This window comes from Mesocryomonas lacus (assembly GCF_055730105.2).
Genome location: NZ_JBUZWF020000007.1, coordinates 134,235 through 147,774 on the forward strand (window position 1 = coordinate 134,235; position 13,540 = coordinate 147,774).

Annotated in this window: 12 protein-coding genes; 6 read left to right on the plus strand and 6 right to left on the minus strand. The window is 63.9% G+C overall.

The window, feature by feature from the left end; translation table 11 throughout:
* Positions 1 to 164 precede the first annotated feature (164 nt).
* Both ACZLZQ_RS20930 and ACZLZQ_RS20935 read right to left on the minus strand, forming a co-directional pair.
* Positions 165 to 956, minus strand: coding sequence for a GGDEF domain-containing protein (locus ACZLZQ_RS20930; RefSeq protein ID WP_472951026.1), 792 nt, complete (start codon positions 954 to 956; stop codon positions 165 to 167).
* 438 nt (positions 957 to 1,394) lie between these two features.
* Positions 1,395 to 2,387 carry an aromatic alcohol reductase gene (locus tag ACZLZQ_RS20935; RefSeq protein ID WP_472951027.1) on the minus strand — a complete coding sequence of 331 codons (993 nt, stop codon included), beginning with the start codon at positions 2,385 to 2,387 and terminating at the stop codon, positions 1,395 to 1,397.
* On the opposite strand from ACZLZQ_RS20935, the gene ACZLZQ_RS20940 reads away from it, so the two are divergent.
* The 6 genes from ACZLZQ_RS20940 (at position 2,314) to ACZLZQ_RS20965 (ending at position 7,934) form a co-directional block, all read left to right on the plus strand.
* Positions 2,314 to 2,943, plus strand: a complete 630-nt coding sequence (locus tag ACZLZQ_RS20940; RefSeq protein WP_472951028.1) for a winged helix-turn-helix transcriptional regulator — start codon at positions 2,314 to 2,316, stop codon at positions 2,941 to 2,943. The two genes, ACZLZQ_RS20935 and ACZLZQ_RS20940, sit on opposite strands and share 74 nt — an antisense overlap.
* Before the next feature lie 536 nt (positions 2,944 to 3,479).
* On the plus strand, positions 3,480 to 4,463 hold the full coding sequence (locus tag ACZLZQ_RS20945) for a PQQ-dependent catabolism-associated beta-propeller protein (protein ID WP_472951029.1): 984 nt from the start codon (positions 3,480 to 3,482) through the stop codon (positions 4,461 to 4,463).
* Positions 4,464 to 4,544: 81 nt separating this feature from the next.
* Positions 4,545 to 5,159: a cupredoxin domain-containing protein gene (locus ACZLZQ_RS20950; RefSeq protein ID WP_472951030.1), complete on the plus strand. Its 615-nt coding sequence runs from the start codon at positions 4,545 to 4,547 to the stop codon at positions 5,157 to 5,159.
* Between the two features lie 135 nt (positions 5,160 to 5,294).
* Entirely contained in the window at positions 5,295 to 6,104 is an 810-nt protein-coding gene (locus ACZLZQ_RS20955; RefSeq protein WP_472951031.1) for a lanthanide ABC transporter ATP-binding protein PedB/LutE, read from the plus strand.
* Entirely contained in the window at positions 6,101 to 6,952 is an 852-nt protein-coding gene (locus ACZLZQ_RS20960) for a lanthanide ABC transporter permease protein PedC (protein ID WP_472951032.1), read from the plus strand. The genes ACZLZQ_RS20955 and ACZLZQ_RS20960 overlap by 4 nt, the downstream gene beginning before the upstream one ends.
* Positions 6,953 to 7,052: 100 nt before the next feature.
* Complete coding sequence (locus tag ACZLZQ_RS20965) at positions 7,053 to 7,934, plus strand: hypothetical protein (protein WP_472951033.1); 882 nt, start codon at positions 7,053 to 7,055, stop codon at positions 7,932 to 7,934.
* 322 nt (positions 7,935 to 8,256) lie between these two features.
* On the opposite strand, the gene ACZLZQ_RS20970 is transcribed toward ACZLZQ_RS20965, so the two are convergent.
* The 4 genes from ACZLZQ_RS20970 to ACZLZQ_RS20985 form a co-directional block, all read right to left on the minus strand.
* Entirely contained in the window at positions 8,257 to 8,871 is a 615-nt protein-coding gene (locus tag ACZLZQ_RS20970; RefSeq protein WP_472951100.1) for a PQQ-dependent catabolism-associated CXXCW motif protein, read from the minus strand.
* Positions 8,872 to 8,879: 8 nt separating this feature from the next.
* The gene (locus ACZLZQ_RS20975; protein ID WP_472951034.1) at positions 8,880 to 9,737 is read right to left on the minus strand and encodes a substrate-binding domain-containing protein; all 858 of its coding nucleotides are present in this window, start codon (positions 9,735 to 9,737) and stop codon (positions 8,880 to 8,882) included.
* 2 nt (positions 9,738 to 9,739) lie between these two features.
* The gene (locus ACZLZQ_RS20980; protein WP_472951035.1) at positions 9,740 to 10,489 is read right to left on the minus strand and encodes a c-type cytochrome; all 750 of its coding nucleotides are present in this window, start codon (positions 10,487 to 10,489) and stop codon (positions 9,740 to 9,742) included.
* A gap of 317 nt (positions 10,490 to 10,806) precedes the next feature.
* A complete protein-coding gene (locus ACZLZQ_RS20985; RefSeq protein ID WP_472935951.1) occupies positions 10,807 to 12,654 on the minus strand; it encodes a methanol/ethanol family PQQ-dependent dehydrogenase in 1,848 nt (615 codons plus the stop codon).
* Between the last annotated feature and the right edge of the window lie 886 nt (positions 12,655 to 13,540).

A 13,540-nucleotide genomic window follows, 5' to 3' on the forward strand; every position in this document is an offset into this window, starting at 1 on the left:
GTTTGTCCTCGTTCAAATGAAAAAGCTGGAATCGTCCCTGGCCAGACTTGCTCGATGCCCTTCAGCACAATCTCGACCGCAACGTAGAGGATAAGCACCACGCTGACGTAGGCGATCCAGCGATAGCTTTGAAGGAGACGGGCGATGAAGCTGGCGGCAACCTGTCACCCAGCGTTGACGAGCGCCTCCCGGGGCGTGTCGTTCTCCATCCGGATCCGGTTTCGTCCGTCGGCCTTCGCTTCGTAGAGCATCCGGTCGGCGCGCTGGAAGATCTGCTCGAAGGCATGGCCGTAGCAAAACCAAGTGCCGCCGACGCTGATCGAGAGGCGGATCAGTTCGCCGGTCGGGCCGACGAGTTCGATCTCCTGGACTGCGGCACGCAGACGCTCGCCGGTCGTCATGGCTTGGACCCAGCCCGAGCCGGGCAGGAACACGCCGAACTCCTCGCCTCCGAGCCTTCCGACCATGCCGTCGCCGAGCACCGTGTCGCGCAGACGGGCGGCGATCTCGGCGAGCGCCCGGTCACCCATGGAATGCCCCCACCGGTCGTTGACGTGTTTGAAGAAGTCCGCGTCGATCAGGAAAAACGCGCCTTGCCCGTCGTCGCGTTGGGAAACGTCGTCGAGAAGTGCGACGGCCGCTTGGGTAAACGCCCCGCGATTGAGGAGACCCGTCAGATGGTCGTGCATGGCGGTGAAGCGCAGCTCATGGTTGAGCTGCGAAAGCTGACGCAGTTTTATGGAAAGGAGAGCGAAAAGCGGACCGGCTAGGATGATCGGCAAAGTGACGGCCGCGATCATTGCCAGCAGGAAATTCTGCGAGTCGGCCGATCGAAACAGAACGAGGACGAAGAGGACAGAAATCGTAACGCACAAAGAACTGCCGCCGAGCGTGAGCGCGATTAGCTTAAAAAGCCCCCGCTTGCCCAACGAGCGTTTGGTGAATCCGGTTGTCATCGCCCCTGCCATGTTGGTCGGTCGCTCATCTTTAAGAGCGGAAGATTTAACCTCAGTGAAGAAGCGCTCCAGCTTTCGCTTGAAATTCTTTATTCCGAGGCGGCAGTACCAATGTACTGCATCTCTATCGAAAGCCCGATAAACAGGTTCGGCGGAACGTGAAATCGAAGGACACAATCAAAAGCTTGGCGAACTGTTCCAGAGACATCGTCGGCTTGTAGGTTCGGATGATTATCAGGCGGCAGTATTTGCGCTCGCCGAGCGGCCGCCGAAATGGTAAGGCTGTGCCAAGTCAGCTAGCAGACAGGAAGCCGATCTCCATTACGATGACGAGCGGCCGTTCTCGACCCATCACTGCCGTTTTTGAAGTTCTCACCGTTTCCCTAAAGCGGTCACGTTCGAAACGTGGAAGCTCTAGGAATTGGGTGGCGGTGCGCCTTAATCGAAGTCTTTTGCACCCCGCAGGTTTGCATTGATCCAGGCGTCGGTGTCCGTGACCGGGATGGCCTGACGCTCGTTGAACGTTCCGGCCTTGTCCCAGGAGTAGCCCCGGCCCATGGCGAAGGCCGCCCGGTATTTGCGCATCATGTTCGTGGGATCCTGCGCCAGCTCTTCCTTCAGGAACGGCACGCTCCACTCGGAGCGCTTGAAGGGACGGCCCAGGCTCACCTCCAGTTTGCCGGCAACCTCAGCGTAGGTCACCGTGTCTCCCGCCAGGAAGACGACCTCGTTGCGGATGGTCGGCTCGAAGAACACGATATCCGCGGTCAGCTTCCCGATGTCGTCCGGCGTCGTCAGCGTCACGGCGGTGTCGAGGCTGCCCAGCGCGCGGACCTCGGACTTCTCCAAGTCGACGACGCCGAACTCCGGCTCGAACAGGTAGCTCATGAACATGCCCGTCGAGATGATCACCCACTCGGTCTTGGCCTGCGCCCGCAGGAGCTCACGAACGTCCAACTGAGCGTCGAAGATGTCCTGCGGGCTGCCGCGGCCGATCGCCTCGAAGTCGACGCCGAACTGCCACGGGAAGTAGCGGGGGATCCCTGACTGCAACGCAGCCTTTGCCAGCTTCATCGGCGTGTTGATCCCAGCGGCATAGCCCGCGCACCCGATTACCGTGTCGTAGCGCGAGAACACCAAAGCCAGTTCATCGATCGAGCTGTTCACGAGGTCGCCGACGACGATCTCGATGCCCGCATCGCGGATCGCGGCGACATCGCTCTGCTTGGCGGGCGCGTCGGACTCGACGGCACTTGCTCGCAGCAACACGCTGATCCTGGCCCCGTCGATGCCCTTGGCGCGCCGCGCCAAGTTCAGCAGGACGGGCATGCCAAGCTCGCCGGCGCCCAGCACGAGGATGCTGCGTGACTTCACGTTGGAGACTGCATCGTTCATCGTTCTAACTCGTTTGTCGTTGACGTTCGCCGTCATCTGGCATTGCCCAAACGAGTTCGAAAGAAGGTACACGCGTGATCCTGTGAACCAAATCTTGAGCAGAGAAGACGTCCTTCAATACTCCCAAACCGTCTGCGACGGGTTGCGGGAAGACGACGACGGGGTGCGCCGCGAGGTGTTGGCCCATGCTGGAAACCGCTGGTCTCTGGGTGTCATCCACACCCTTGGTGTCTACGGGCGGCTTCGTCATGCGGAGATCAAGCGGCGCATGCACGGTGTTACACAGCGCATGCTGACGCGCACGCTACGCTCATTGGAGCGTGACGGCCTAGTGATCCGAACCGACTTCGGGCAGAACCCGCCGCGGTCGAGTACGAACTGTCCAAGCGCGGTTTGGAGCTGCTGGTTCGGATGGTGCCCATGTGGACTTGGATCGTCGCGAACGCAGACAGCTTCCGGAACTCTCGAGAATTATTTGATGCTAAGGTCACCGCCGACTGATTGCGCCATTCACCTTGAGCCGAACCTCGATGCGATGCTGGACAGAGGTTCTATCTTCACAAGGATGATAGCAAGGTACCCGACTGGATGACCGCTCACCTAAAGTACGCCCCCGAAGCGGACGGTCCGGAAACCACCCAACCTCGCCGTCTTCCAACTCTGGCCGAACGAAACGCTAGCCGCGGCATCTCGGATCTCGATGTCATTCTCAACATCCCGGCCCAAGGCCGAACGCCCCCGTCCACCGCCAACGGGAACTTGTCCCATGGCGCGCCGGGCAGGTCCTCGCTAGCGTCGTGTTGCAAGGCAGGCTTCCGTTCTCGCTCTCCCAAGGCGATCACCCGTCGGAAGGCATCTCGTGAACACTCCCGTGGCTCCGGTCTTTCCCAAGGAGCCGGAGCCCGGGAGAGATTCGGGCCTTGCAAGCTTTCGGGTGCGGCCGTTTCTGCCCGTGCGACATCTGCCGGGGGGACCGGGAGCGACCCGCGACGAATAGACTAGGCGAGCGGCGGTCTTTGCGCTTGCCCTCAAGGGCGATCGCACCGACGATTGCCGGGAGGCGAAAGCCTGAAGGAAGAGCCGGGGGAAAACCCCGGCAACGCGCTCCGAACGGGGCCGACGGGAGGAATGATGAGGACTTTCACCGCTGCGGCGTTTGCCGCCACGCTTCTGATGTCGGCATCGCCCGCCTTCGCCTACAAGGTCTTCGTCTCGAACGAAAAAGGCAACGACGTCACCGTGCTCGACGGCGAGACCAACGAGATCATCCACACCATCAAAGCCGGCCAGCGGCCGCGCGGCATCGTCACCAGCCCGGACGGCAAGAAGGTCTACGTCTGCGCCAGCGACGACGACACGATCGAGATCTACGACACCACGACCTACGAGAAGATCGGCACCCTCCCATCGGGCCCCGATCCTGAGCTGATGGTCGCCTCGCCCGACGGCTCGCGCATGTATGTCGCCAACGAGGACGACAACCTCGTCACCGTGATCAACCTCGAGGACGGCACGCGCGTCGTCGAGATCCCGGTCGGCGTCGAGCCGGAGGGCATGGGCATCTCGCCGGACGGCAACACCATCGTCAACACGTCCGAAACCACCAGCATGGCGCATTTCATCGACCGGGAGAGCCAGCAGATCGTCGCCAACGTCCTGGTCGATTCCCGCCCGCGTTTCGCCCAGTACAAGCATGACGGATCGGAGATCTGGGTCTCGGCCGAGATCGGCGGCACGGTCAGCGTTATCGACAACGCCACCAAGGAGATCACCCACAAGATCACCTTCGCCATCCCCGGCATCAATTCCGAATCGATCCAGCCGGTCGGCGTGCGCATCACCAAGGACGGCAGCAAGGCCTATGTCGCGCTCGGGCCCGCCAACCGCGTCGCCGTGGTCGACACCAAGACCTACGCGGTCACCGACTACCTCCTCGTCGGCCAGCGGGTCTGGCAGCTCGCCTTCTCCCCGGACGACAAATATCTCTACACCACCAACGGCATCTCCAACGACATCTCGGTCGTCGACGTCGAGAGCGACGAGGTGATCAAGTCGGTGCAGGTCGGCCAGCAGCCCTGGGGCGTTGCCATCGCCGACGTAAAGGCACCCTGAGGCCAAAAGCTTTCGGCCTTTGCCAAGGCACGCCGACGCAGAGCGGCGGACCCAAGAACCATGACACGGGAGGAATTTTTGATGAAACCAGTCTGGCTGTCGCTGATCGCGGCCTCGCTCGCCTTCGCGCCGATGTCCCTGGCCCATGCGGAGACGGCCCATGCCGGCGGCGGCAAGATGCCGCTCGCCCAGGCCGACGACGACGATGACGGCGACGACGATGCCGCCGCCCCCGCGGAAGCCGCCAAGGCCTCGCCGATGGCCCCGACCGAGAAGCCGGGCAAGGGCATGCCGGCCAGCGCCCTCAACGCCAAGCAGCTCGGCCTGCCCGAGGTCTCGAAGTCCAGCCAGGACATTCCCGAGATGATCCTCGGCTCCGCCGACAAGCCCTTCGTCACCAACCACAAGCATTTCGTGCTGCGGTCGGGCCAGGGATATCGCTGGAAAATCACCTCCGCCGGCGATCTCGAATACAAGTTCCACGCCAACGACTTCTTCCGCAACGTCTGGTTCAACCAGATCGTCATCTCGGATCTCGAGGTCCACATGGCCGGCCCGCCCGCCTGGCTGGAATATGACGACAAGGGCACCATCGCCATCCAGTTCACCACCATCCGCCCCGGCGACTACGAATGGCATATCGAGGGCCTCGAAGGGGCGCAGGACATGCAAGGCACGATCACCGTCATCCCCTGATCCACGACCTTCGTGCGCGGCGGCTGGGGGGCCTTCCGCGATGGAGTCACCCCGCGGCAGAAATGCCCTAGGTTCACAAGCGGAGCCGGCGCCCAGCGTCGGCCCGCCACCGCGATCGGCACCACAAGGGGAAGCATGGGTTTCATCGATTCGCGCGACAGGCCCGGCACCGCGGTGCAAGGGGCACCTGCCCTCGACGTCGTCGGCGTCAGCCACTCCTACGGGAGCCGGTTGGCGCTCGGCGACGTGTCGTTTCGCGTGCCGCAGGGCAGCTTCACCGCGCTGCTCGGCCCGAACGGCGCCGGCAAGTCGACGCTGTTCTCGCTGATCACCCGGCTCTACAACACGCAAAAGGGCGAGATCTCGATCCTCGGACGATCGCTCGCCGGCCAGCCCGGCGAGGCCTTGCGCCGTCTCGGCGTCGTCTTCCAGGCCCGCACGCTCGACCTCGATCTCTCCATCCGCCAGAACCTCGCCTACCACGCCGCTCTGCACGGCCTGCCGGCCAAGGTCGCGCGCGCCCGCACCGCCGAGATCCTCGCCGGCAGCGATCTCGCCGACCGGCTCGGCGACAAGGCCCGCACCCTGTCGGGCGGCCAGCTGCGCCGGGTCGAGATCGTCCGCGCCTTTATGCACTCCCCCCGCCTGATCCTCCTCGACGAGCCGACCGTCGGCCTCGACATCGGCAGCCGGGCCGAGATCGTCGCGGAAGTGCGGCGGCTGGTGCGCCAGGAGGGCGTCAGCGTGCTCTGGGCGACGCACCTCATCGACGAGATCGAGGAGAGCGACCGCGTCGTCGTGCTCCACCACGGCAAGGTGCTGGCGGAAGGGAACGTCGCCGATATCGTCGAGGAACAGGGCGCGTCGACCGTGCGCGATGCCTTCGCCAGCCTCACCGGCCTCGTCCGTCTCGATGGCGCGACCGCCCCGGAGTTCCAGACATGAGCACCATCGCCGAGCGCGCCGAGGCCGCGGACACGGGCCGCGACGGCTTCACCGCCGGGCAGTACGCCATCTGCTTTGCCGGGATCGTCTGGCGCGAAGCCTTGCGCTTCCTGCACCAGCGCGAGCGCTTCATCTCGGCGCTGGTGCGCCCGCTGCTCTGGCTGTTCATCTTCGCCGCCGGCTTTCGCCAGGTGCTCGGCGTCTCGATCGTTGCGCCCTACCAGACCTACATCCTCTACGAGGTCTACATCACGCCGGGGCTGATCGGCATGATCCAGCTCTTCAACGGCATGCAGTCCTCGCTCTCCATGGTCTACGACCGCGAGACCGGCTCAATGAAGACGCTGCTGGTGAGCCCGCTGCCGCGCTGGTTCCTCCTGGTGTCGAAGCTCCTCGCCGGCGTCGCGGTGTCGATCGTCCAAGTCTACGTCTTCTTCGCCATCGCCTGGTTCTGGGAAGTGCGCCCGCCGGCAATCGGCTATCTCACAGTCTTTCCCGCGCTGATCCTGTCCGGGCTGATGCTCGGCGCGCTCGGCATGCTGCTGTCCTCGCTGGTGCACCAGCTGGAGAACTTTGCGGGGGTCATGAACTTCGTGATCTTCCCGATGTATTTCGCCTCTTCGGCGCTCTATCCGCTCTGGCGAATCCTCGAATCCAGCCCCGCGCTCTACCGGCTCTGCCAGGCCAACCCGTTCACCCACGCCGTCGAGCTGATCCGCTTCGCGCTCTACGGCCAGATGAACTGGATGGCCTTCGGCATCGTTTCGGGATGCACGGCGCTGTTCCTCGGCGGGGCGATCCTCGCCTACGACCCGGCCCGTGGCCTGATCGGACGCAAGCGGCAGTAGCGGCACGGACCGACCGGCACTGCACCTACCTTCTGCCCGCCAGCCTAGGCCAGGCTGATAGACAGACAAGACAGACCAAAAGCATCTTGGGAGGGATGACATGGCGAACACCAGGACAGCGGCAATGGCCGCCTGCCTCATCGCCCTGACCGGCACAGGCCTTGCCGGCACGGCGTGGACAAGTCCCGCACGGGCGCAGGCTCCGGCACCGCGCGAAATCCCGAAAGGCTTCGTGCTGCCCGGCCCCGCCCCGACCAATGCCCCCGCCGGCACACCCCCCGCCCCCGGCGCGACGGCCCCCGGCGCTGCCGTGCCGACCCCTACGCCGGGGACGACCGCCGGCGCCGTGGTGTCGCCCGGCGCCGTCCCCAGCTCCTCCGGCAGCAATGTGGCAACGCAGAGCTTCGTCCTGCCGAGCGCGGGCACGACCCAGATCCTCGGCACCGGTACCGGCAGCCGGCACCAATGGCCTTGCGTCCAGCGCAAGGTCGACCATGTCGACGCCGGCCAGGTCTGGCCGGGACCGCCGCTCGAAGCGGCCGCGGACGTGCCGCGCACCGACGCCATGCGCCAGCTCGTCGCCACCGTCGCCGCGCGCCGCTTGCCCCTGCAGGAGGCCGAAAAGACCGCCGTCGATTTCGTCAAAGCCTTGCCGGCCGACCAGCGGGCGCCCGCTGCATCCGCGGCCTTTTCCGAACTGCTCAAACTGATGAACGACGAGCGCAGCCAGATCATGCGCGGCATCGAGCGCTACGGCGCGCACCAGCAGGCGCTGGCCGACAAGCTGCGGCAGGAAAACGCTGCCCTCAGCGACCTCCGCACCAAGGGCGATGCCAAGGCTGCCGATGCCCAGCAGGCGATCCTCTGGGATACCCGCGTCTTCGAGGAGCGCCGGCGATCACTGACCTATGTCTGCGAGGTCCCGACGCTGATCGAACAACGCCTGTTCGCGCTCGGCCGGGCGATGAGCGGCGCGCTGTAAGGTAGGATGTGGCAGGGACGCCGGTGTCGCGTTGGATTTTCCGTGAAACGACATCGACTCTCGGGCCGACGTCCAATCATTGGGAACTCGTCATTTCGCGACGAACCTATCACGGTCGTCATCCCGGGCTTGACCGCCGCGAAACCCTTGGTTTCGCGAGGGATCCATTCCAAATCGCCGAACAAGCGGGGTAAGGGGTGACCTTCCCTTATGTTCTGAGATGGACCAAAGCGGACGTGCTGAGGAATGGATCCCGGATCAAGTCCGGGATGACGAAGCTGAAAGGTCGCGGCAAGTCGCGCTGGAGTAAGCGCCCAGCGCACTACTCGTCCGGCCGCTTCTCCGGCTCTCTCCGCTCCAGCGGAAGGCCTGCCTCGCTCCAGCCGTCAGTGCCGTCCGGATACCAGGACACTGCGCTGTAGCCGCTAGCGACAGCGCGCTTGGCGGCGTTCCAGCTCATCCAGCAGTCGCGGAGGCAGTAGAACACCACGGGCTTGGCCTTGTCGCCGCCCGTCGCACGCGCGAGCCCCGCCTCGAAATAGGCCTGCATCTCCGGCGGCAAGGCGCCGTAGCCGGTATCGACCAGCCAGATGGAACTTGGAATATCGGCGCGGGGTTTGGGATGCCAGACGGTCCCCACCGGCAGCCCCTTCGGCTTCGGCGCCCGCGGCAGAACGTCGATGAAAGCAGCGGCCTTGGCCTCGAACAGCCGCTTCACGGCCGCCGTGTCGACGACGTCGGCCCCCTTCAGCGAGGCCGGGGTCGGCGAGCGGTAATCGTCCATCCGGTAGCCAGCCGGCTCGGCGACGGCGGTACCGGCAGCGTCTGTAACAGCGACAGCGGGCGCGACTGCAGTAGAGGCGGGCTCATCGGCCCGCGCCGGTAGTGCCGAACTGATCCCGGCGGAGACCGCCGAGACCGCCAGGATCCAGCGCAGCCCCCGCATCAGCCGCCCTTTTTCGAGACGATCGGCCGGTTCTGCTCATCGAGCAGCGGCACGCCGAAGGAGATCAGGATCTCGTTGATGGCGTCCTGGTTGTCGCGAATCAAGTTGTTCAGCGTCCGCTTCCATTCCTGGTCGGAGACCCGCACACCCATTGTGATCCGGAAGGTCATCGCCGGGCCGCCTTTCGGCTCCTTGACCAGCGGCGTGACGGTGTAGTCCTTATCCGACTTGCGGGCGTAGAAGCCGGCTTGCGGGCCCCATAGGATAGCCGCATCGATCTCGCCCTTGTCGAGATCGTCGATCATCTTCTGCGCCGAGTTGTCGTATCGCGTGTCGACCATCAGCTGATAGCCCCGCGCCTTGCCGATGAGGCCGGCGCGGGCCATGTAGGTGCCCGGCGGCGTGCCGGCGACGACGCCAATCACCTTGCCCTTTAGGCGGGGATCCTCGATCACGTCGACCCCGTCGAGCGGCCCGCCTTTCGCCACCACCAGCGAATAGGCGGTGCGGTAATAGGCATTGGTGTTCTGCACCAATTCGTCGCCTTGCGGATAGCTCATGATGACGTCGCAGGCATTGACGCCGAGCGTCATCCGCACGAAGCCGGTCGCCTGCGGAAAGAAGCTGTAGGCGACCGATTTTCGGCCGAGCTTCTCGGCGACGAACGTCGCAAGGCTGTTCTCGAAACCCTCGTTCTTCTCGTTGGAAAACGGAAGGTTGCTGGGGTCGGCACAGACCCGCAGCACGTTGGGATCGACGAGTTCGATGGATCCACCGAACTCCCGGTCCTGTGCTCCCGCCGTCGCCGTCAAGGCGAGCATCAGGGCACCGCCGAGAATGACGAAGCGGGAGGCCATCGTCAGAAGCCGAGGCAGGCGTTTTCAGCCGCCTGCGCTTCCTTGTTGACCTTCGGCTTCTTGGGCTCACCGCGCCCGATCGCGCCGTCCGCCCGGCCTCTGAGATAGACGTAGATGCCATCGAGGAAGCACATCACGTTGAGGTCCTCACCCCAAGCCGGCATGATCGAATTGACCGGATGCCACTTGTTCTGCTGGCCGTTCACGATGATGCCGGTGAAATCGTAGTAGTTGATCCGCTGCAGCTGCTCGGTCAGGTTCGGTGCGAAGGACGAGCCGAGACCGTCGGGCCCGTGGCACTGCATGCAGTTGGCGGAATACTTCTTATAACCGCGCCAGGCATAGTAGTCGAAGGTGCCGTCGGCAGCCTTGCTGTAGATGGGATTGCCAGCCGAATCGACGAATTTTCCTTCTTCGGCGGGGGTGGCGGCGGTGCCATTCGCTTTGCTGTCGGCGGACATCGCGCCACCAGCCGCAGCGGCGTCGCCCGCCGGTGCCGCCGCAGCTGCTGCGGAGGCGGCCGGTGCCGCCGGAGCAGCCGCCGCAGGGGCTGGTGCTGCTGCCGGTGCTGCCGGTGCCGCGGCAGCGGGAGCCGCAGGTGCGGGGGCGGCCGCGCCGGCGGGGGCTGCCGGCACGATCTCGGCGGGAGCCTGCTGCGCGCTCGCCGTAGACATGGGGGCCAGGGTCGCCGTGGTCAGCATGGCGGTGGACAGAACCAGGTTGCCTGCAAGCGCGAGAAGCTGTCGAGTCATCTTAACCTCATGGATATCGGGGTACGAAGAACCGACCGAACCGGTCGACGCTGTGATACTGAAACCTTTTTCGCCTGTAACGATCGGCGGCTGCCAAGCTCATCCGCAAATGTCGGCTAATTTCCTAAAGAGCACGTGAAGAAATGATCGAACGCAAGTCTTTAATGCGCACGCATTCCTCCTTGCGACAGTTTGCAGCACCGCAATCTAACGGGCCGAAGACATGAAAAACCCGGCGAACGACCTGGGCCGCTCGTCGGGTGCAGGGCCGGTTGGCCCGCCGTGGAGGACGGCGGGCCTGAGGGAGGAGTCGAGGTCTACTTCGTGGCCGTCTGGTTCGGCACGGTGAAGACCGTCAGCTGGCCGCCGAGCGCAGTGTACTTCGACAGCGCGGCATAGCCACCGACGGCACCGAGACCGGCGTTCGGATCAGTCAGGCCGGCTGCGAGGCCGATGCCCGCCCAGCCGCCAATGCCCGAGAGCACGCCGACGTACTGCTGGCCGTCCGTCTCGTAGGTCATCACGTTGGCGATGATGCCCGACGGGGTCTTGAACTTGTAGAGTTCCTCGCCGGTGGTCGAGTCGACCGCCTTCAGGTAGCCCTCGAGGGTGCCGTAGAAGACAATGTCACCCGCGGTGGCGAGAGCACCCGACCAGACCGAGAACTGCTCGGGCAGCGACCAGACGATCTCACCCTTGCCGGCGTCCCAGGCGATGAAGTTGCCCATGCCACCATGGCTGTTCGGGGCCGGATACATCGACAACGTCGCGCCGACATAGGGCTGACCAGCAGTGTAGGCGACACGGAACGGCTCGTAGTCCATGCAGACGTGGTTGGTCGGCACGTAGAACAGCTTGGTCTTCGGCGAGTAGGCCGCTGGCTGCTGGTCCTTGGTGCCGAGCGCCGCCGGGCAGATGCCCGTCGAGTTCACGTCTTCGCCGTTCTGCTCGGTCGAATACTGCGCGACCACCTGCGGCCGGCCGTACTGCTCCGAGTTCTTGTCCATGACGACTTCGGTCGCCCAGTTCACCGCCGGATCGTACTTCTTGGCAACGAGCAGCTCGCCGGTCGCGCGGTCCAGGGTGTAGGCGAAGCCGTTGCGGTCGAAATGCGTCAGCACCTTGCGGGGCTGCCCACCGACGTCGATGTCGGCCAGGATCATCTCGTTGATGCCGTCGAAATCCCACTCGTCATGCGGGGTCATCTGGTAGACCCACTTGGCGACACCCGTGTCGGCATCGCGCGCCATGATGGTCATCGACCACTTGTTGTCGCCCGGACGCTGCGAGGGGTTCCAGGTCGAGGGGTTGCCGGTGCCGTAGTAGACGAGGTTCAGCTCAGGATCGTAGGAATACCAGCCCCAGGTGGTGCCGCCACCGATCTGCCACTGGTCGCCTTCCCAGCTTTTCAGCGACGAGTCAGCGCCAACCGGCTTGCCGAGCGAGGTCGTCTTGGCCGGGTCGAACAGCATTTCGGCGTCCGGGCCGGTCGAATAAGCCCGCCAGGCCTTGCTGCCGTCCTTGAGGTTGTAGGCGGTGATAGAACCGCGCACGCCGAACTCGCCGCCGGAGATGCCGATCAGCACCTTGTCCTTGACGACCATCGGCGCGGCCGTGCCGGTCTCGCCCTTGGTGCTGTCGCCGTTCTTTATATTCCACAGCACTTCGCCGGTATCGGCGTTGAGCGCCACGACGCTGGTGTCGGCCTGGTGAAGGATCACCGTGCCCGGCTTGCCGTCAGCGCCGGGGGCGAAGGCCACACCGCGGTTCACGGTGTCGCAGCACATGACGGGGATGACGTTCGGGTCCTGGGTCGGCTCATACTTCCACTTGATCGACCCGTTATCCTTCAGGTCGAGCGCGTAGACGATATTCGGGAAAGGCGTGTGGACATACATCGTGGTGCCGATGACGAGCGGGTTGCCCTCATGGCCGCGCAGCACGCCGGTCGAGAAGGTCCAAGCCGGGACGAGTTCCTTGACGTTGGACTTGTTGATCTTGTCGAGCGCGGAGTAGCGTGTGTTGGCGTAGTCGCCGGTCGGCATCGTCCAGTCGGCGGGATTCTTCGCCAGCTCGGACAAAGCTTCGTTGGCATAGACCGTTGCGGTTCCCAGACCGATCAGCAGGCTTGTCGCCAGCGCCGCCTTCGTCATCATCTTCAGCATCAGATTCCTCCCAAGGAACATCACCCGTTCGGCTCCCGCGAACGGAAATGTCCGCGTGCGACCGCTCACATCGTATATGGGGGAAGGTTCCCGGCAGCGTGTCACGACCGCCAATAGGGGTCTTGGTGGGCACCGTTGATCTTGCCCTACCGTGGCCTTCGAGATTCGGCATGCTCCCAACACGCCGACCTTGAAGCCGGAAACCATGGTTCACGCTAGGCTGAAGATGACGGCTACGCAAGCTCGCAAACCAAGAATTATTGCGTGCATTGCAGCATAGATCTGTTGCATCGCACTAAATTCAGTTGGCGATACTCCGGCATCCCCAGTCTATGCTTGCACTCACCTGTTACATATTTTGAATAGCCGCGAAGCTGCCCGGCAAAAACTGACAATTTTCGCTGGCTTTGCCTAATTTTTCCAAAGTTTTAGCGAGCGTGTCTACTGCTCTGGCTGCTGGCTAAAGCTTGTGCGATCAGCCCAATTTGTCGCCAACGACTTTCGCGTTCTCGGTAGTCCTGCGGAAACTCTGGCGGTGATAAGATTCCCTTTTAATTATCTGGCTTCCCCTCGCGGCCGGTTGACGATTGCGTCAACAGCGTCGTCTCCGCTCATGCGCGACCAAAGGACTAGGTGATCGCTTGCGGCACGGGGACGCAGCCCTCGTTCACCCTTCCTGGCAGCCTTTGCGAGGTCCCCTCGTTAGCGGATCCGGCGACACCGACGTCGGCCCGGCCATCCGCTGAGATGATGGGGAATGGTCGCCTGGCGGCGAATCTGGACGATCTTGAGGATGCCGACCGGTGGCGACCTCACGCCAATGTGCCCGCTGATGGTCACCATAAGACCCCACCACGCTTGAGCTTTCCGGCCGCCAGCGGCACAC

Coding starts and splice junctions, on each gene's coding strand:
- ACZLZQ_RS20930 (WP_472951026.1), bottom strand. CDS start 956: ATGACAACCGGATTCACCAAACGCTCGTTGGGCAAGCGGGGGCTTTTT.
- ACZLZQ_RS20940 (WP_472951028.1), top strand. CDS start 2,314: ATGCTGCGTGACTTCACGTTGGAGACTGCATCGTTCATCGTTCTAACT.
- ACZLZQ_RS20935 (WP_472951027.1), bottom strand. CDS start 2,387: ATGACGGCGAACGTCAACGACAAACGAGTTAGAACGATGAACGATGCA.
- ACZLZQ_RS20945 (WP_472951029.1), top strand. CDS start 3,480: ATGATGAGGACTTTCACCGCTGCGGCGTTTGCCGCCACGCTTCTGATG.
- ACZLZQ_RS20950 (WP_472951030.1), top strand. CDS start 4,545: ATGAAACCAGTCTGGCTGTCGCTGATCGCGGCCTCGCTCGCCTTCGCG.
- ACZLZQ_RS20955 (WP_472951031.1), top strand. CDS start 5,295: ATGGGTTTCATCGATTCGCGCGACAGGCCCGGCACCGCGGTGCAAGGG.
- ACZLZQ_RS20960 (WP_472951032.1), top strand. CDS start 6,101: ATGAGCACCATCGCCGAGCGCGCCGAGGCCGCGGACACGGGCCGCGAC.
- ACZLZQ_RS20965 (WP_472951033.1), top strand. CDS start 7,053: ATGGCGAACACCAGGACAGCGGCAATGGCCGCCTGCCTCATCGCCCTG.
- ACZLZQ_RS20975 (WP_472951034.1), bottom strand. CDS start 9,737: ATGGCCTCCCGCTTCGTCATTCTCGGCGGTGCCCTGATGCTCGCCTTG.
- ACZLZQ_RS20980 (WP_472951035.1), bottom strand. CDS start 10,489: ATGACTCGACAGCTTCTCGCGCTTGCAGGCAACCTGGTTCTGTCCACC.
- ACZLZQ_RS20985 (WP_472935951.1), bottom strand. CDS start 12,654: ATGCTGAAGATGATGACGAAGGCGGCGCTGGCGACAAGCCTGCTGATC.